Below are 18,725 nucleotides of genomic sequence, written 5' to 3'. Positions count from 1 at the left end.
CCCGTGCCGGCCGGGCCATCGTGTCGAGTCGGCGTAGCAAGGGCCGTCGCTCGCTGACTGCCTGATTCCTCGTTCCGGTGTAACGGCGGTGCTCTCCGCGAGGAACCGCATGACGCGGTCGACCGACTTCGACGCAACGGTCAGACGCGGAAGAAAAGCCGTACAACCGGACATGGTCATTTACATGCGGCATGCAACCGGCGATCCCAAACTCGGGCTGATCGTCTCGCGATCGGTCGGTTCTGCCGTGCAACGACACGGGTTGTCTCGTCGGCTGCGCCATGTTGCGCGCGACGTGCTAGCCGAGCTCAACGATTCCGAGCACGTGGTGATCCGCGCGCTGCCGAGTAGCCGCGATGTTGTCTCGTCTCGGCTGCGCGAGGAATTGCGCGCCGGGTTGCGGCGCATCCGATCGGCGGGACCCAAAAGGTGAATGCCATAACGTCACGGTTGCGCGCGGCGGAGTCCGCGGCGATCCGCGGCATCATTTTCGTGATCCAGCTGTACCGGCACATGGTGTCGCCGTTGCGGCTGCCGACGTGTCGGTTCACCCCGACGTGTAGCCAGTACGCGGTCGACGCGCTGGCGGAGTTCGGGTTGGTACGCGGGAGTTGGCTGGCCGCCATGCGGCTGGCGAAGTGCGGTCCGTGGCATCGGGGAGGATGGGATCCAATACCGGAGCGCCGGCGAGCCGAGGTTCACGACTGGGACACCCCAGCCACGCGAGGGAAGAGTGATTCTGTTGTCGTTTGATCCGTTCAGCCTCGACTACTTCTATTACCCGGTCTCGGCGATCATGTGGGTTTGGTACAAGGTGTTTTCGGCCGTCCCGGGACTGGGCCCGAAGAGCTTCGTCACGTGGACGCTAGCGGTGATGTTTCTGGTCTTCACGCTGCGCGCGATTCTGTACAACCCGTTCGTCCGCCAGATCCGCACCACGCGGCAGATGCAGGAGTTGCAGCCGCAGATCAAGGCGCTGCAGAAGAAGTACGGCAAGGACCGCCAGCGAATGGCGCTCGAGATGCAGAAGCTGCAGAAGGAACACGGGTTCAACCCGATCTTGGGCTGCCTGCCCATGTTGGTTCAGGTGCCGGTGTTCCTCGGGCTCTATCACGTCCTGCGATGCTTCAACCGGACCACGACAGGAATCGGGCAGCTGGGCCTGTCGCCCGAACGCAACCGCTCGCTGGGCAACTATGTCTTCAGCGCCCAAGACGTGGGGCACTTCCTAGACGCCAACCTTTTCGGTGCGCCCCTGGGCGCCAGCATGACGCAGCGGGGCGCGAGCCTCGAGGCGTTCCAGGGTTTCGCCTTCAGCCGACCGGCAGTCGTGGCGGTGGGTGTGCCGGTGATGATCCTGGCCGGCATTGCCACGTACTTCAACAGCCGCGCATCGGTGGCCCGGCAGAGCGTTGAGGCCGCGGCCAATCCGCAGACCGCGATGATGAACAAGTTGGCGCTGTACGTCTTCCCGCTCGGGGTGGTGGTCGGTGGACCGTTCCTGCCGCTGGCGATCATCTTCTACTGGTTCGCGAACAACATCTGGACCTTCGGTCAGCAGCACTACGTCTTCGGGATGATCGAACGGGAAGAGGAAGAGAAGAAGCGCGAGGCAATCGAACGTCGAGCCGCGAACGCACCGGCGCCCGGAGCAAAGCCCAAGCGATCCGCGGGCAAGGCGGGCGGCAACGGTGACGGCCCAGCCGCGGAGCCGCCGGGCCCCGATTCTACTAACCGCGCGCCGCGGCCGGGAGCCAAGCCAAAGAAGCGCGGACGCTGAAACACCTTGTCCGGTCATCGAATCGGACACCAGACTTCACCGGGCGAGGCCCGAAGCACGGAAGGAAAGCAGGCAACAGATGACTGACACCGAAGCAGTGACCAATGGACAGGACGTGGACGACGCACCGATCGAGGACGAGCTGGAGGGTGCCGCCAACGGCGCCGCTTCGGCCGAAGACGACGGGGACGGCGACCAGGAAGAGCGGCTCGTCGCCGAGGGCGAAATCGCCGGCGACTACTTGGAGGAGCTGCTCGACCTCCTCGACTTCGACGGCGACATCGACCTGGACGTCGAAGGCAGCCGCGCAATCGTCAGCATCGACGGGAGCGACGACCTGAACAAACTGGTGGGCCGCAAAGGCGAGGTGCTGGACGCGCTGCAGGAGTTGACCCGGCTGGCCGTGCATCAGAAGACCGGCGTCCGGAGCCGGCTGATGCTCGACATCGCGAGCTGGCGTCGGCGGCGCCGCGAAGAGCTGGCGGCGTTGGGGGAGAAGGTCGCCAAGCGCGTCCTCGAAAGCGGCGAGCGTGAAGAACTCGCACCGATGACGCCGTTTGAGCGGAAGATCGTTCACGACGCCGTCGCGGCGGTCAGCGGGGTCCACAGCGAGAGCGAAGGCGCCGAGCCAGCGCGCCGCGTCGTCGTTCTGGCCGACTGAGCCACGCGGCTAGTTACACCGATGTAGTTCTCACGCGGTTCGCCGGGTACGGACGGGAGGAATGTTTCACGTGAAACATGTCGACTCCCGCGACCGCGAGATCCCGCTTACGCCGCCGCCCGACGCGGCGGCCGCCATCTTCGGCGACCGGGTGGATGTAGCCGAGCGGTATGCCCACCTTCTCGCGACGGCCGGGGTGGGGTGGGGGCTGCTCGGCCCACGCGAAGTCGACCGGATCTGGGATAGGCACCTCCTGAATTGTGCGGCCGCCGCGGAGCTTGTCGAGGCGGGCGAGCGGATCGTCGACATTGGCAGCGGGGCCGGGCTGCCGGGTCTGCCGATGGCGATCGCGAAACCGGGGCTGCGGGTCGTGCTGGTCGAGTCGCTGTTGCGGCGCACGGAATTCCTCAACATGGTGATCGGCGAGCTCGGCCTCGATGTCGACGTGATCCGCGGCCGGGCGGAGGACGCCGATGTCCGCAGGACCGCCGGGGGAGCCGACGCGGTGACGTCGCGAGCGGTGGCGTCGCTGGACAAGCTCGGCCGCTGGAGCCTGCCACTGCTACGCCAGGGCGGGCGGCTGCTGGCGATCAAGGGGGAGCGCGCTGCCGACGAGCTGAGGGAGCACCGGCGTGTGCTGACCGCGTTAGGCGCCGTCGATGCCAGGGTGGTGGAATGTGGCGTAAGCGTTCTATCCCCGCCGACAACGGTGGTGGTGGCGCGGCGAGCGAAGCCGGAATCGGTCCGGGATGTGCCGCGCCGACGATCGAGCAGGGAGAGCCAATGAGTGCGCCATATGACCCCCTCGGCCCGGCCGGCGGCATCAGTGTTTCACGTGAAACAAGAGACTTCGATACCCCAATCGGGGCCGCCGCCGAGCGCGCGATGCAGGTGCTCTCCAAGGCCTACGAACCGTTGAGCCGGCCACCGCACCGCCGCCTCTTCACGATCGCCAATCAGAAGGGCGGCGTCGGGAAGACGACCACGGCGGTGAACCTCGCGGCCGCGCTGGCCGTCCAGGGACTCCGAACCCTCGTCATCGATCTCGATCCGCAGGGCAACGCGAGCACCGCGCTGGGCATCGCGGACCGGCACTCCGGCACCCCGTCGTCGTACGAGGTTCTCCTCGGCGAAATACCGCTGAAGGAGGCGATGCGGCAGAGCCCGCACAGCGAACGGCTTTTCTGCGTGCCGTCGACCATCGACTTGGCCGGCGCCGAGATCGAATTGGTCAGCATGGTGGCCCGCGAAAACCGGTTACGTACGGCGCTCGCCGAGCTCGACGCCGTCGACTTCGACTACGTCTTCATCGACTGCCCGCCGTCGCTCGGACTGCTGACGATCAATGCGTTGGTTGCGGCACCGGAGGTGCTGATCCCCATCCAATGCGAGTACTACGCGCTAGAGGGGGTGTCGCAGCTGATGAACAACATCAATCTGGTGAAGGCTCACCTGAACCCGAGACTGGACGTCAGCACGGTGATCCTCACCATGTACGACGGGCGCACGAAGTTGGCCGACCAGGTGGCCGACGAAGTCCGGCGGTTCTTCGGTTCGAAGGTGTTGAAGACGGTGATCCCGCGCAGCGTCAAGGTTTCCGAAGCGCCGGGCTACAGCATGACGATCATCGACTACGACCCCGGGTCGCGGGGGGCGATGAGTTACCTCGACGCCAGCCGCGAGCTCGCGGAGCGTGGCCTGACGGTTGCCGATGGAGGAGAGCGATGATGAGTCAACCGACGCGTAAGAAGGGCGGCCTCGGGCGAGGCCTCGCCTCGCTAATCCCTACCGGGCCGGCGGAGGGCGAGACCGACTCGGCGCGTCACAGTGGGCCGGGGATCGGGGCCGCGGCCGCCGACGTTCTGATGGGCGGCCCGCCGGCGGCGCCGGTGTCCGATATCGGAGCGGTGTACCGCGAAATCGATCCGACCCACATCGCGCCTAATCCACGCCAGCCGCGCCAGGTCTTCGACGAAGAGGCGCTGTCCGAACTCGTGCACTCGATTCGCGAGTTCGGCCTCATGCAGCCGATCGTGGTCCGCGACCTCGGTGCGACGGCGACTCCTCGCTACCAACTCGTCATGGGGGAGCGGCGGTGGCGGGCGGCCCAGACGGCAGGCATGACCGCCATTCCCGCGATCGTCCGGGAGACCGCGGAGGACAACCTGCTACGCGACGCACTCCTGGAAAACATCCACCGAGCGCAGTTGAACCCGTTGGAAGAGGCGGCCGCCTACCAACAGCTGCTGGACGAGTTCGACGTCACCCACGACGAATTGGCCGCCCGGATCGGTCGGTCGCGGCCGTTGATCTCCAACATGATCCGGTTGTTGCGGTTGCCGATCGCCGTCCAGCGTCGGGTGGCCGCGGGCGTCCTGTCGGCCGGCCATGCGCGAGCGTTGCTGTCGCTGGAAGCCGGCGCGGAGGCACAGGAGGCACTCGCCGCGCGGATCGTCGCCGAAGGGCTATCGGTCCGGGCGACCGAAGAAGCGGTCACCATCGCGAACCGCAGCGAGCCCAGCAAGCCGTCGGCGCCGAAACGCAAGCCGATTCAGATGCCCGGCCTGCAGGATATCGCCGAGCAGCTCTCGGGCGCCTTCGATACCCGCGTCACCGTCAGTTTGGGTAAGCGCAAAGGCAAAATTGTGGTCGAGTTCGGCTCGGTGGACGATTTGCAACGCATTGTCGACTTGATGAACTCGTCGAAAAGCTGACCGGCTACACCAGCCCGTTACGTCACTGTGACATTCCGCCGGACGAGACCGCTCTGACATGCCGAAGAACATCGAATCCAGTTGTGCGCGAGGCGATTTCGTTCCCAACGCAGCACCGGCAGGCCCGCAGGGCGCTGGTGGGTGGGAAACCGCGCGCCGGCCGGCGTGCGGGCGGCCGGAGAGGGGTCCGAGCGGGTATCGCGGCCGTCGGCAGCGGGGTACGCTCGGCTGCGGGGAAGACGGGCCACCAACGACCGCCCCCCACGGAGGCCCAGGAGTCTAGTGTCTGCTCGAATCGCGCCGCTGCGCCTCGAAGCTTTCGATCAGCTTCCCAAGCACGCGCGCCGCTGCGTCTTCTGGGAAGTCGATCCCGCGACGCTCGGCCAACAAGATCAGCTTGCCGACCCCGAATTCGAAAAGGAAGCGTGGCTGTCGATGGTCATGCTGGAGTGGGGATCGTGCGGACAGGTCGCCACCTCGGCGCCGGCCGATGCCGACGAGGGTGAGGCGGCGTGTCTGGGCTACGCCTTCTACGCTCCGCCGCGAACTGTCCCGCGGGCCCACCGATTTCCCACTGCGCCAGTGTCACCCGACGCGGTCTTGTTGACCTCGATGCGGGTCGAGCCGGGGCCGGCCGCTGACGAGCTGCCCTACAGTCTGGTCGCACGGGTGGTCGACGAGCTGGTCCGCCGCGGTGTGCGGGCGCTGGAAGCATTCGGCCGTACTGAGAAGGTTGCCGAGTTGGTCAGTCTGCGGGACGCTGACCCCGAGCTGATGCCGGTGCTCGAAGTGCTGGGGGATTGCTCGGCCGAACAGTGCGTGATCGACGCCGAGTTCCTGCTCGACGTGGGATTCGTTGTGGTGGCGGCACATCCGTACTTCCCGCGGCTGCGGCTGGAGCTCGACAGGGGTCTGGGCTGGAAAGCCGAAGTCGAGGCCGCGCTGGAAAGGCTGCTGGAAAGCGCGGCTCTGCAAGAGCCGGTGGCCGCCGGGGCGCCGTCGGGGTCGTCGGGCTAGGAGCCGCTGGCGCGACCGGCCTGCTCTACGGCCAACTCGTGGGCGAGCAGTTCGGCGAACGTGAAAGTGCCGGTGGGCCGGTCGTTCTTGCCGAGCAGGTAGAGCCGCTTGACCGCCGCCAGGATTCCCTCGGCGATCGCGTCGCGGGCCTGCGTGGTGGTCAGCATCGCGCGGTCGCGCGGGTTGGTGATGTAGCCGACGTCGACCTGAACGGTCGGCATCCGGGTCAGCCGCAGCAGATCCCAGGTACGGCCGTGGGTGCGACAATCCCGTAAACCAGTGCGCGCCACCACTTCTCGCTGAATGAAGTCGGCAAGGTTGCGACCGATGGTCGACACCGAACCATGCGAGTTCCCGAAGTGGAACGAGGCGACCCCGCCGGCCGACGGGCTGGCCTGGGTCTCACACCGCAGGCTGATCATCAGGTCAGCCCCGACGGCGTTGGCCGTCGCGGCACGTTCGTGGTCGGTTGGGCTGCGGTTGGTGGGCCGCGACAGGAACGTCTCCATGCCGATCGCGGTCATCCGGCCTTCGAGCCGACTGGCCAAGTCCCACAAGATATCTGCTTCACTGATCGGTCCTGCCGGCCCGTGTGCGATCAGACCGTGGTCGGCGCCGCCGCGGCCCGGGTCGATGATGATCCGCTTGCCTGACAACCGCGGCCCGGATCGGCGGACCAGTTCCTCTTCACGGATCGCGTGCAGCGAGCCGCCGGTCACACGGGAACTGAGAAAGTACAAGGAGCGCAACGTTTCTGGGCCGCAGATACCGTCGGCGTACAGCCCGTACTCGCGTTGGTAGGACATCAGACCGTTGTGGGTCTGCAAGCCGAAGTAGCCGTCGACCAGGCCGGTGTAGAAGCCGAGATCCTGCAGCCGGGCTTGCAGCGTCGCGACGTCGTCGCCGTACATCGGCGCGCCGAATTGGTGATGCAGGGTGCGGGCGCCCAGCCGGTACGACGCTTCGCGCAGAGCACGGTTGGTGGCTTCGCCGACGATTCCGTCCACCAGCAGGCCGCGGTGCTGCTGAAATGCGCGAACCGCATGGTCGAGCTCGTCGTCGAAGAGATCGACCGCGACGTGGCGCCCGGTACTGAGGTCGGTGTCCCCGCCGTCCAGGTGACCGAGCGCGATCAGCGACGCGCGAATCTCGGTGACCGCCGCGCTACGGTCACCGCGGCGCAGCTGATCACCGTCGTCGCCGTGCGGTCTCGACATTCCAAGGCCTCCGGTGAGCCGTGTGAGCAGCCCTGCCGCTTATTGACAGGCTTGGCCGTATTGTCGCAGACGCCCGGCGATTTAGGGAAAACGCCAGGCAGATCGCCGCGACCTTTAGCGAATTAGGCGAGACCCGGAACGGCGTCGGAAAGCTCACGCAGCAGCGCCGCTTTGCCCTTGGCGCCGACGATGCGTTTGACCGGCTCGCCGTCCTTGAACAAGATCAGCGTCGGGATCGAGACCACGTCGAAATTGCGGGCGGTCTCGGGGTTCGCGTCGACGTCGAGCTTGGCGACGGTCAGGTGATCACCGGCGTCCGCGGCGATCTCCGCGAGCACCGGTGCGACCATCTTGCACGGCCCGCACCAGGTAGCCCAAAAGTCAACCAGCACAGGGGTTTTGCTGGATAGCACCTCGCTGTTGAACGACGCGTCGGAGACGTCCACAGGGGTTCCGGCGGAATCGGTCTGTGTCATTGCAGCTACTCCAATCAGAGGGTCGCGGTCGCCGGTTGCCCGGCGGGTTTGGTCTGGGTGCGTTCGCCCGGCTGCGCGTGTTCGGCCAGCCAGCGCTCGGCGTCGATGGCTGCCGAACAGCCGGTGCCGGCGGCGGTGACCGCCTGCCGGTAGGTGTGGTCAACCAAGTCACCGGCGGCAAACACACCCTCGGTCGAGGTGTAGGTCGTGTGACCTTGGACAAGCACGTAGCCGTCGTCGTCGAGGTCGACCTGGCCGCGCACCAGCTCAGAGCGGGGGTCGTGGCCGATGGCGACGAACACCCCGGTCACCGGAAGCGTCGATTCCTTACCGGTCACGGTGTCGCGCAGTTTCAGGCCGGTCACGGTGTTCTCGCCCTCGACGGAGACCACCGCGCTGTTGGTCACGAAGGTGATCTTGTCGTTCGCGCGGGCCCGATCGAGCATGATCTTCGAGGCCCGGAACTCCTCACGGCGGTGGACCAGCGTGACGCTGCGGGCGAACTTGGTCAGGAAGGTCGCCTCTTCCATCGCCGAGTCGCCGCCGCCGATCACGGCGATGTCCTGGTCCTTGAAGAAGAAGCCGTCACAGGTGGCACACGCGCTCACGCCGCGGCCGAGCAACTCCTGCTCGCCGGGTACGTGCAGGTAGCGGGCCGCGGCGCCCATGGCCAGAATCACGGCACGGGCGCGCAGCGTCTCGCCTTCGGACGTGGTGACGGTTTTCACCGGGCCGCCCAGCGACACCGATTCGACGTCTTCCATGCGCAGGTCGGCGCCGAAGCGCAGCGCCTGCTCGCGCATCTCGTCCATCAGCTCGGGACCCTGGATTCCGGCCCGGAACCCGGGGTAGTTCTCGACCTCGGTCGTCGTCATCAGGGCGCCACCGAACGAGGTGCCTTCGAAGACGACCGGGGCCAGTTGGGCACGGGCGGTGTAGAGCGCCGCGGTGTAACCGGCGGGCCCGGATCCGATGACAATGACGTCATGAACGGTTGAGGAACTCATGCCAACCTTTCCGATACGTGAAACCCGTGCACTGGAACGCCAGGGTAGGCGGTGCTGTTCCCGCGAACATTACGGACGGTGGACCATCCTGTCAGCCGACAGGCCGGTGTTGGCCGAGCTGCAGGTCGGTGCCACCGCAAGCGCTGCGAACGCGTCCGGCGCATCGCCGGGCAACACCAGCAGAACCGCCGCATGGCCCACGATCTCGATCGGGCGCGCGCCCAGCACGTGCGTGTTCGCCGGATAGCCCAACCCCGCCAGGCAGGAGGCGCGACGGCGCAGGTCGGTCAGCGGCCCGAGGTCCGGCTCGCGGTCCAGCAAATCGAGGATCTGCTGGTCCGAGAGAGGGATGGTCTGGGCAGGTCGCGTCACCGTGATGTGTTCGATGGTGGTCGGCCGGCTCGGCAACGGTTCGGGCGCTGTGATCAGCGCCCGGGTGCCCAGCCAGGCCGCGACCGCCACCGCGGCCAGGCCCACCAGCGCCACCGCCATTCGCGCCGGACGCGGGAGCCGCCCGCGCTGTACTGCGTGCGCGGCACGCACGTTGGCCGCAATGCCGTCGATGACCGCGGGGTCGACCGGCGGTGCCGACGATTCATCGGAGCCGAGCGCGGCCACCTCCCGCCGCACACGGTTCAACGCCTGCATCGTCTGCCGGGCGTCGGGGTCGGTTCGGATTCGCTTGCGCAGCCGCGCCGCAGTGTCGTCGTCGAGCAGCCCGGCCTGCAGGTCGGCGAGGACTTCCGCGGTCAGCGGCGGATCGCCACCTTCGTCCGGCTCAACTCCGTCCATCCGCCCCAGTGTCCGGTATCGGGCGACGGCGCGGCTAGCCGGCCGGTCGACGGCTCTCGGTGTGCAGGTAGCCGAGTATCTCGGCCAACCGGGCCCGCCCGCGCGCACAGCGACTCTTCACCGTTCCCTCGGCGACGCCCAGCAGGTGGGCGGTGTCGGCGACCGAGTAACCGTGCATGTCGACGGCGACCACCGCGGCGCGCTGCTCGACGGGCAGCCGCAAGAGTGCCCGCTGCACCGCGATCGCCGTCTCGACCTGCGCGGTGCGATCAGGGATCGGGTAGACGTCGTCGAGGACGGTTGTCGGGTGAGTCTTGTTGCGGCGCAGGCGATCCAGGCAGGCGTTGACGACGATGCGATGCAGCCAGCTGCTCACCGCGGCGTCGTGGCGAAACGAACCGGCGCCTCGGTGTGCCGACACCATCGCTTCCTGCAGCGCGTCTTCGGCGTCCTCGGTGCAACGACTGGTTAGCCGCGCGACGCGGTGCAGGCGCCGGTGGTGGCGGTAGAACAGCTCCTCGAACGCGAAGCGGTCTCCGGCCACGTGCGCCGCCAGCAGCTCCGCGTCGCTGCGTTGTCCGGGACGGTGCCGGTGAACCTTCGGGGAGCCCACCCGCCGGACAGTAATCAATCGCCTGCGGGCGGGCACTTCACTTGGGGTGCCCTGTCAGGACTTGGCTTGGACCGTGACTTCGGAGAGGCTGGTGCGGCTGACCCCGTTGTCGGTGCCGAGCGTCGAAATCCACACCAGCACATACTGAGTCGGCGACGCCGCATTGACCTGGATGGTGTTGTGCCCCGGGTGCATTGGCATCGGCTGGCTCAGCGCTGTGGTGTCCTCGAGCTTGCCGGGCGTGGCCGTCGCCGAGGAGCGGATCTGGATTTTCGTTCCGGTGCTGGGCAGGTCGACGTTGACCGCGCCGACCACGGTGGGCTGGGGCAGCTGCAGCATCAGGCCGACGCCGCTCTTGAAGCCGGGGAACGGCACCGGGTCGTGGTAGGTGTCGGTCTCCCACCCGGTGCCCGGGCTGCCGTCGATCGCGAGCGCGGCCGAGGCCGGGTTGTCGGCTTCGCCGCCTGGGGAGTACACCGTCGCGGCGACCGGCTTGACGATGCTGCCCGCGGCCACGCCGGAGCTCGAGCTGGTGGACGGTCCGTTGAGGCCGAGCTGGTCTTTGTCCAGGCTTCCGACGTCGCTGAACATCTTGCTCAGCACCGAGGCCAGGACCAGCAGCGCGACCACGATCACCGCCGCTCCGGCCCCGACGCCGATGGTGACGGCCCGACGTCGCCGCGCGCGTGCCTGCGCTTCGTCCGTCTCTACCGGGCCGCGCTCGGGCAGCTCGGGGGCTGGCGGGGGAGGGTTCTCCTTGATCGGGGCCAGCAGCTCGGTCCGGTCGGCCACCACGGTGGCTTGCTGCAGAAGGTTCAAAAGGGTTGCCGCGCTGCGTATCCCGCCGTCCAGCTGGATCGAGTGGGTGGCGGCGGCGGAGATCTGGAAGGGGATGTCCTCGTCGATCGAACTGGGGTCGAGGACGCGGCCGGCCGAATCGCGGGGCGCCGGAGCCATTCCGCTGGGCGCACCGGACTCCGGCAGCGGCCACCGGTTGACCAGCAGGGCATACAGCGCGGCGCCGATGCCGCGGATGTCGTCCTCGGGGCTGATGGCGGGCATCGTCGCAGGGAAGGCCAGCACCACGTCGCCTTCGATGCTGACCCGCACCCGGCCGGGGTGGTCGATGGAGAGGACGACGCCGGCGTGGTGGGCGGCCTCGGCCGCCGCGGCCAGCGTCTGCATTGCGCGCGATGCGCCGGCCGCCGACGGTGAGGTGTCCGCGACCTCCTGCAACGAGCCGCCCCGGACCCATTCGCTGACGACGAGTCCGCCGGTGCCGGCGTGGACCACGTCGAGGATGCGGGCGATTCCCAGCTTGTCGATGCGGCTCAGCTTCATGGTGCGAGCCAGGATTTCGCGGACCTGCTCGTCGGGCAGGGCTCCATCCGGATCCACGAAGGTCAGAGCCACCTGTCGGTTCAGCGCGGTGTCCAGCGCCTGCCAGAACTGAAGGTGCGGCGCGCCGCCGTGAAAGACCAGCAACCGGTATCGACCGCGCGCGATGCTGGCGCCCGGCACCAGGTGCTGTTCGTCGGGCGGCGTTGTCGACTCGGTCTCAGTCGGCAGCGGGTCACCGGCGTCGAAGGCGGTGGTCTCGAGATCGGTGTCGGAGGGTTCGCCGTTGGCGGCGGCGTCCGGCGCGGCAACGCCGACTTGGAGATCGGTGGGCACGTCGGGATGGAAATCGTCTGCGGCCGGCGACGAGGGCGTGTCGGAGACAGCGTGCACCGAGGCGCCGTCCGATGAGCCGTCGTTCATCTCCGCTCCTCTCTCCAAGCCCTCCCCGGTCGATTGTTCGGGATGTCCGCCCCGCAGGGGTTCCATCCCGGTGTACCCCGCCTGCGCGGCCGGAATCCTGCGCTCAGGGTACGTGACGATGCCGGGGCGCAACAGCTGATCTCGACCACCGACGTTCGGGGTCGCAACGCCCGCTGACCTGCCAGAAGGCGGTTCGGCAGGCGGCCGTGACGTGGCCTTGCCGCCGGCCGGCTTGGCGCCGCTCCAGCCGCGGAGCTTGGCCAGCGCCGCCTGCGCCTCGGGCACCTGCGCCCAGACCATGACCGCCGCCACGATCGGCGCCATGATCACCGCGAGCACGGACAGCCGCAGCAACGAGCCGGCACCGCCGCCGTAGGCGGTCAGCCGCTGCATGCCGATCAGCACGTCCACCAGGTACGCGATCAGCCCGGCCAGCAGCGACGCGGTCGCCGTGACCAGAATCGTCCGCACCGCCGCAACGCCGAGCAGGTGCCCGCCCTTGGGCCGCAACGCGTTTCGCAGCAGGAAGTAGCCGGTGATCGCACCGGCCAGGAAGCCCAGCCCGTTGGCCAACCCGAGGTAGCCCGCGACGAGGTCGGGGTTGTCGGTGAGGCGCGGTGCGACCAGCGACGCCCCGATCTTGACGATCGTGATCACCACGATGATCGCGATCGGAATCCAGGGCTGCTCGCGGGCGTAGAACACCCGCAGCTGCAGCAGCACCACGGCGTAGGGCAGCAGGGTGAACGCCGACATCGCGATCGCCGCGCCCAGGTGGCCCGCGTCGACGTCGCCGAAACGGCCGTAGGCGAACAGCGCGCTGCCCATCGCCGACCCGCCGACCGTCATGAACGCGACAGTGGGGATCAGCGTGATCATCGTCAGCCGGGTGGCCAACGACAGGTCGGCGAGTACGGCATCGGTGTCGTTTGCGGCGGCGTTGCGGCTCAGCCGCGGCATCACCACCGTCAGCACGGTCACGCCGATCATGCCGTACGGCAGCATCAGCACCAGCCAGGTGTAGTTGTAGATGGCCGGCCCGGAAGCTGCTGCGGTGCTTGCGATCTGGTTGGTGACGATCAGACCGATCTGGCTGATCAGCACGTAGAACACCATTGCCGCGGCCATCGCGCCAAAGCGCTTGAGCCGATCGTCGATGCCCCACAGTGGGCGAAGGCTGATGCGGTGCCGCCGGATGGCCACCACCAGCACCGCGGTCTGCGCGAAAACGCCCAGCGTAGTGCCGATGCCGAGGATCAGCAGCTTGGCGTTGCCCATTTCCACGGGGTCAACCGACAGCTGTCCCGGTGCGGCCAGGTAGGCCCCCAGCGTGCCGATCGCGACCACGTTGTTGAGCACCGGCGCCCAGGCCGGTGGCCCAAAGACGTTGCGGGTGTTCAGGATTGCCATGAACACCGACGACAGGCCGTAGAAGATCACCTGCGGGAGCAGTAGGTAGGCGAACGCGACGGTCAGCGGTTCGTTGACCTGAGGGTCGCGGCCCAGCATCAGCCGCACCAGCAGGGGCGCGGCCGCCACAGACAGCAGCGTCGTGCCGAGCAGCACGGTGGTCGCCAACGTCACCAGGCGCCGCACGAACGCTGCGCCGCGGTCGGGGTCGTCCTTCTCGGCGCGCGACAGCACCGGCACGAAGATCGCGGTGAACGTCGCCTCCAGCACCAGCGCGGCGACCAGGTTCGGCAGCTGGTTGGCCACGGTGAAGGCACTGGACAACGCCGCGCCCAGGATCGCGGCCAGCAGCACGATCCGCGCGAACCCGGTGATCCGGCTGACGAGCGTTGCCAGTGCCATGCCCCATGACCGGGACACCACCGCGGCGTCGGAGAGCTCCGGGCGGGCCGGCGGTTGGGAGCCCTGTGACGACACCAGACCGGTCGGCGGCAGCGGGCCGGTCGGCGGTCCCGGGCTGCGCTTATAGGGCTGTGGCGCCGGCCCTGGCACGGCGTGGCTCATGCGCCCGGCTCTTCGTCGACGGCGGCGTCGTGCGGGTCCGGACGATCAAGGTCGGCGGGGTCGGGCTGACCGCGGAACCGGTGCCAGAGCCGTCGTCCCGCCAGCGCCACCAACACCGCGGCCGCGCTCATCGTGATCGCGAACAGCACCTTGCCGTAGGCGTTCGAATGCACCGATAGCCGCACCAGCTCACCGAGCGGCACCCCGGCGGGAGTGTGCAGCGTCGCGTCGATCGCGACGCGCTGGGTGAAGTTGACCTCGATCGGCACCCGCATCGGCAGGTATCCCGGCGGCAGCTCGATTTCGCCCGGGTCGGTGACCGTCATCCCGGGTGGAACGGCGAGATGCAACCGCACCCGGATAGGCACGGCCAGGCCGTTGTGCAGGGCCAGCGGCAGCGGGCTGTGCTCGGTGGCCAGGGTGTAGGAACCGGTCGGGGCGACGATGGTGACCGCGCCGAACAGGTCATCGACCGCGTGCGCCACCACGTCCAGCCGTTGCTGCGCCAGCCCGTTGCGGGTATCGGGCGGGTCGGACTGGCTGACCGCGCGCAGCATGTCTTCGCGCAGCGGCGCGGTATAGCTGACGCCGGTCAACCCGGTGCGGGTATCGGTGGTCAGGGCCGCGGTCAGGCTGGCCAGCCGACCCATCTCACCGGAGATCTTGGCGACGACGGCGTCGCTGAACCGGCCGCGCCCGTCGGCTTGATCGGGTTGCGGGGTCCCGTTGCTCGGCGGGACCGCCGACGCCTCGCTGATCAGCGCCGGAAGGGGGCGCGGCACCGCCAGCCCGGACCGGATCGCTGTCGCCAGCCCGGTCATGATGGCGCCCGCGTCGTCGGGCCGGAGGTTCCAGTTGGTCGGCGGCAGCAAGACCTCGGCGCGGGGATTGACCTTCGGCTGCAACGCCCGCCACAGCATCGAGCCCAAGGCGTCTTGACGGCGCGCGACGTCGGAGTCGTGCCGAAGCCGAACGAGCAAGGAGTTATCGAGGTAGCTGGGCGCGACCGGATCGGACCCGGCGGCGGCAAACGCGGCGCCGACGGCCGGGTCGAACGGCGCGAGCACCACCTGCGGCGACAGTCGCCGCGGGGCGGTGTCCGGCGTGGACGGCAGTGGGGCACTGGAGTCGTGGACGGAGGAGTCGGCGGCGGCGATCACCACGGTGTTGCCGGTGGCGCTGAGCAGGTCGACGCCGCGACGCGACAGCGAGCCGTCCGGGATCAGGGTGGCGCCGCGGACCGCGGCGACGCCGAGGATCTGGTCCACGATGTCGCCGGCGCCGCTGGTCGCGGTCGCGCTCAGGCCGGGCTCGCCGATCCGCTGGACGGCGTCGAGGTCGGCCTGGGCGTAGGGCAGCGGCGCGACACACATCCGATGCGCGAGCGCCCGTAGGCGGTTCAGCCAGCCGACCGCCGCGGCTTGCCCGGCCCCGGGATGGGTCGGCGTGCCGGGTTCCTGCGCGGGGCCCGCAGGGGAGTTGGAGACGACGTAGCCGGCCGTCATCGCGTTGACGGTGACCAGCAGGTCGGGGTCGACGGCCAGGCACACCGAGCGGCCGACGGCGCCGTCGGGGTCGACGTCGTGGCTGGTGGCGAATTCGGCGGCGGACAGCAACACATCCAGCCGCCCGCCGCTGGACAACGCGCCCGCCAGCTCGTCGTCCATCAACCGCACCGGGATGGTGCCGCCCGGGACTCCGGGCGCCAGCCGTGGCCGGTCGGCCAGCGGCCACAGCATGGTCACCGGCACGGGTTTGGAGGTGTCGGGTGCAACGACCGCGCCCAACGCGTCGCCCGAGGTGTCGAGCGGGTCCGGTGGCACACCCAGCACCGGCAGCAGGAACCGGGCGTTGTCGAGGCGCGCGGGTTCGCCGTAGTCGGGTGTGCCGTTGACGTTGACCAGCAGGGGGTAGACGCCCGGCGAGGTGATATCCAGCGAGTGCTTGCCGGCTGAGCGCATCGGGGCCGCCAGCGTGAACTTCGTCTTCTGGCCGCGCTGTAGTACCGGGGAGACGGTCACGAAGTCCATCGCGGCCTGGTACTGGTCGGTGTCGCCGTCGAGGTTGGTTCGCAGCCCCATCGAGGCGGGCACCGCGGGAGCTCGCTCGAGGCGCAGCATCAGGTCGTGGACCGGCCGGTCACCGATGTTGGTGACCGTGCCCGCGATGCTCACCACCGGGTCGCTAGTGGTGGTCGCGACCTGCGGGCTGACCTGGTCGATGCGGACCTGGACGAAGGGAGTGGCGCCGGGCTCTCCCGCGGCGGCGGTCGGAACGACGCCGACGGTCAGTCCGGCCAGGATGCCGACGACCACCAGCAGGTGCGCCCACCTCGAATTGCTCTGCATCGTTGTCGGCTACGGCCCGGGACCGCGACCGTTCTTCCGGCCCGGAACAGGCTCGTCGGCCCGGCGCGTGCGGGCGCGTGAATGGGTTTGCGGGCGCCGCCGCGGCGTACTGGGCGGCAGCGGCGGAAGCGCGGCCTCGCCGTCGCTCTGCAGCTTGTCGATCAGCTCGTCGGCGACTTCGGCCAGTTTGCGTTCGTCGGCGTAGGCCAGCCGGGACGGCAGCTCGGGCAGCGGCACCCACGCCACCTCGGCGACCTCGACGTCCTCGTCGCACAGCTCGCCGCCCGAGCAGCGCATCAGATAGTGATGAACGGTCTTGTGCACGCGCCGGCCGTCGGTGACGAACCAGTAGTCGATGCGGCCGAGCGCCGCCAGCACGCTGCCCTGAATCCCGGTCTCCTCGGCGACTTCCCGGATCGCGGTCTCCTCCGCCGTCTCGCCGAGCTCGATGTGGCCCTTGGGCAGCGACCACAGCATCCGGCCCCGCCGGTCCACGCGGCCGATCAACGCGGCGACCTGTTCTTCACGCGGGCGATCGATGTTGTCGATGACCAATCCGCCGGCCGAGGTCTCGTGCACGGTCCGTAACCGTTCGGCACCTCGGCGCGCTGGCCGACGCTGACCGGCCTTCGCGGCCGTGCCAGGCGTGCCCGCGACCGCTGCCTCGCTACCGGATTTGGCCTCGCCTGACCCTGCCGAGCGCCGACCGCGGCGCCTCCCCCGACGCCGACGCGGTTGCGGATTCTCGCCGTCGGACACCTTAGCGATGGTAGCTGGCGTGCTCAGACGCTCTGGGCGCACTCGCCGGTAGTGAGCTGCGCGATCGAGCCGGACTATCCTCGCCGTCCGGCGACGATGCGGGCCGGAACGACCTGAGGAGGAGCCGGACTATCCTCGCTGCGTGCCCGAAGACCGTGAGGATGCCGAGCTGTTGACCGCCGCCGCGGTGGCGTTGAACAGCCACGCCGCCGTCCTGCGTGATCTCGGCGGCGTGTTCGCTGGCGCCGGACACGAGCTGTATCTGGTCGGCGGTTCGGTGCGCGACGCCGTGTTGGGGCGGCTGAGCAACGACCTGGATTTCGCCACCGACGCGCGACCCGAGCAGCTGCAGAAGTTGCTGCGGTCATGGGCCGACGCGCTATGGGACACCGGGATCGAGTTCGGCACCATCGGTGCCGAGAAGGACGGTCACCGCCTGGAGATCACCACGTTTCGGGCCGACCGGTACGACGGGGTGTCGCGCAACCCGGAGGTCCGCTTCGGCGACTCCCTCGGCGACGACCTGGTGCGCCGTGACTTCACCGTGAATGCGATGGCGGTGCGTGTAACAGCTTCTGGTGCAGCCGAATTCGTCGATCCGCTGAACGGCCTGGCGGCGTTGCGAGCGCGGGTGCTGGATACCCCGGCCGCCCCGTCGGTGTCCTTCGGCGACGACCCGCTGCGGATGCTGCGCGCCGCGCGGTTCGTCTCGCAGCTGGGCTTCGCTGTGGCGCCGCGGGTGCTGGAGGCGATCATCGAGATGGCCCCGCAGCTGGGACGGATCACCGCCGAGCGGGTGGCCGCCGAGCTGGACAAGCTGCTGCTGGGCGCCGACCCGGTGGCCGGCATCGACCTGATGGTCCAGACCGGGATGGGTGACGTGGTGCTGCCCGACGTCGGCGGCATGCGGATGGCCATCGACGAGCACCACCAGCACAAGGACGTCTACGAGCATTCGCTCACCGTGTTGCGGCAGGCCATCGCGCTCGAAGACGAGGGGCCCGATCTCGTGTTGCGCTGGGCGGCGCTGCTACATGACATCGGCAAGCCGGCGACGCGTAAGCACGAGGCCGACGGGGGTGTCAGCTTCCACCACCACGAGGTGGTCGGTGCCAAGATGGCGCGAAAACGGTTGCGCGCCTTGAAGTATTCGAAGCAGCTCGTCGACGACGTCTCCCAGCTGGTGTACCTGCATCTGCGATTCCACGGCTACGGCGGCGGCCAGTGGACTGATTCGGCGGTGCGGCGCTACGTCACCGACGCGGGCCCGCTATTGCCGCGGCTGCACAAGTTGGTGCGCGCCGACTGCACCACCCGCAACAAGCGCCGGGCGGCCCGGCTGCAGGCCAACTACGACGACCTCGAGAAGCGGATCGCCGAACTGGCCGCCAAGGAAGATCTGCAACGGGTGCGCCCGGATCTCGACGGCAACGAGATCATGCAGCTACTCGGCATCCCGGCCGGCCCGCAGGTGGGCGAGGCGTGGCGACACCTCAAGGAGCTGCGGCTGGACCGCGGGCCGTTGACCCGCGAGGAGGCGACCGCCGAGCTGAAGTCCTGGTGGGCGGCGCGCGGGAACCAATAGCCTCGGGCGGCCGTCGGATCA

Annotated in this window: 17 protein-coding genes; 9 read left to right on the top strand and 8 right to left on the bottom strand. The window is 68.7% G+C overall.

The window, feature by feature from the left end; translation table 11 throughout:
• The first annotated feature begins 88 nt into the window (after nt 1-88).
• The 8 genes from rnpA to A5658_RS20860 all read left to right on the top strand — a co-directional run bounded on the left by rnpA (nt 89) and on the right by A5658_RS20860 (nt 6,172).
• Nucleotides 89-433, top strand: a complete 345-nt coding sequence (gene rnpA / locus A5658_RS20895) for a ribonuclease P protein component (RefSeq protein WP_067339648.1) — start codon at nt 89-91, stop codon at nt 431-433.
• Nucleotides 430-753 carry a membrane protein insertion efficiency factor YidD gene (gene yidD, locus A5658_RS20890; RefSeq protein WP_067339646.1) on the top strand — a complete coding sequence of 108 codons (324 nt, stop codon included), beginning with the start codon at nt 430-432 and terminating at the stop codon, nt 751-753. The genes rnpA and yidD overlap by 4 nt, the downstream gene beginning before the upstream one ends.
• Entirely contained in the window at nt 737-1,780 is a 1,044-nt protein-coding gene (gene yidC, locus A5658_RS20885) for a membrane protein insertase YidC (RefSeq protein WP_156751585.1), read from the top strand. Before yidD ends, yidC begins: the two co-directional genes overlap by 17 nt.
• 79 nt (nt 1,781-1,859) lie before the next feature.
• Nucleotides 1,860-2,441 carry a R3H domain-containing nucleic acid-binding protein gene (locus A5658_RS20880; protein WP_067339643.1) on the top strand — a complete coding sequence of 194 codons (582 nt, stop codon included), beginning with the start codon at nt 1,860-1,862 and terminating at the stop codon, nt 2,439-2,441.
• A gap of 61 nt (nt 2,442-2,502) precedes the next feature.
• Nucleotides 2,503-3,228, top strand: a complete 726-nt coding sequence (gene rsmG / locus A5658_RS20875; RefSeq protein ID WP_067339641.1) for a 16S rRNA (guanine(527)-N(7))-methyltransferase RsmG — start codon at nt 2,503-2,505, stop codon at nt 3,226-3,228.
• The gene (locus A5658_RS20870; RefSeq protein ID WP_156751582.1) at nt 3,225-4,169 is read left to right on the top strand and encodes a ParA family protein; all 945 of its coding nucleotides are present in this window, start codon (nt 3,225-3,227) and stop codon (nt 4,167-4,169) included. The genes rsmG and A5658_RS20870 overlap by 4 nt, the downstream gene beginning before the upstream one ends.
• Nucleotides 4,169-5,155 (top strand): ParB/RepB/Spo0J family partition protein, encoded by a 987-nt coding sequence (locus tag A5658_RS20865; RefSeq protein WP_067339636.1) that lies wholly within the window; start codon nt 4,169-4,171, stop codon nt 5,153-5,155. The genes A5658_RS20870 and A5658_RS20865 overlap by 1 nt, the downstream gene beginning before the upstream one ends.
• Nucleotides 5,156-5,437: 282 nt before the next feature.
• On the top strand, nt 5,438-6,172 hold the full coding sequence (locus tag A5658_RS20860; protein ID WP_067339634.1) for an acetyltransferase: 735 nt from the start codon (nt 5,438-5,440) through the stop codon (nt 6,170-6,172).
• Here the strand turns inward: A5658_RS20860 and A5658_RS20855 are convergent.
• The 8 genes from A5658_RS20855 to A5658_RS20820 form a co-directional block, all read right to left on the bottom strand.
• Nucleotides 6,169-7,389, bottom strand: a complete 1,221-nt coding sequence (locus A5658_RS20855) for an N-acetylmuramoyl-L-alanine amidase (RefSeq protein ID WP_067339631.1) — start codon at nt 7,387-7,389, stop codon at nt 6,169-6,171. The genes A5658_RS20860 and A5658_RS20855 overlap by 4 nt on opposite strands.
• A gap of 122 nt (nt 7,390-7,511) precedes the next feature.
• Nucleotides 7,512-7,865, bottom strand: coding sequence for a thioredoxin (trxA, locus tag A5658_RS20850; protein ID WP_067339628.1), 354 nt, complete (start codon nt 7,863-7,865; stop codon nt 7,512-7,514).
• A 14-nt stretch (nt 7,866-7,879) separates the two neighbouring features.
• Nucleotides 7,880-8,872, bottom strand: a complete 993-nt coding sequence (trxB, locus tag A5658_RS20845; RefSeq protein WP_067339626.1) for a thioredoxin-disulfide reductase — start codon at nt 8,870-8,872, stop codon at nt 7,880-7,882.
• 69 nt (nt 8,873-8,941) lie between these two features.
• Nucleotides 8,942-9,664 (bottom strand): hypothetical protein, encoded by a 723-nt coding sequence (locus tag A5658_RS20840; protein WP_067339624.1) that lies wholly within the window; start codon nt 9,662-9,664, stop codon nt 8,942-8,944.
• Nucleotides 9,665-9,698: 34 nt separating this feature from the next.
• On the bottom strand, nt 9,699-10,277 hold the full coding sequence (sigM, locus tag A5658_RS20835) for an RNA polymerase sigma factor SigM (protein ID WP_067339622.1): 579 nt from the start codon (nt 10,275-10,277) through the stop codon (nt 9,699-9,701).
• 54 nt (nt 10,278-10,331) lie between these two features.
• The gene (murJ, locus tag A5658_RS20830) at nt 10,332-13,928 is read right to left on the bottom strand and encodes a murein biosynthesis integral membrane protein MurJ (RefSeq protein ID WP_067339654.1); all 3,597 of its coding nucleotides are present in this window, start codon (nt 13,926-13,928) and stop codon (nt 10,332-10,334) included.
• 80 nt (nt 13,929-14,008) lie between these two features.
• On the bottom strand, nt 14,009-16,360 hold the full coding sequence (locus A5658_RS20825; protein WP_067339620.1) for a hypothetical protein: 2,352 nt from the start codon (nt 16,358-16,360) through the stop codon (nt 14,009-14,011).
• Nucleotides 16,361-16,369: 9 nt separating this feature from the next.
• A complete protein-coding gene (locus A5658_RS20820) occupies nt 16,370-17,119 on the bottom strand; it encodes an NUDIX hydrolase (RefSeq protein ID WP_067339617.1) in 750 nt (249 codons plus the stop codon).
• A 142-nt stretch (nt 17,120-17,261) separates the two neighbouring features.
• On the opposite strand from A5658_RS20820, the gene A5658_RS20815 reads away from it, so the two are divergent.
• Nucleotides 17,262-18,704: a CCA tRNA nucleotidyltransferase gene (locus tag A5658_RS20815; protein WP_067339615.1), complete on the top strand. Its 1,443-nt coding sequence runs from the start codon at nt 17,262-17,264 to the stop codon at nt 18,702-18,704.
• Nucleotides 18,705-18,725 lie beyond the last annotated feature (21 nt).

The sequence above is a fragment of the Mycobacterium sp. 1245111.1 genome (assembly GCF_001673405.1).
Taxonomy (GTDB): Bacteria; Actinomycetota; Actinomycetes; order Mycobacteriales; family Mycobacteriaceae; genus Mycobacterium.
Note: the sequence above shows the minus strand (reverse complement) of the source record. Positions and strands in the feature narration are given on the sequence as shown.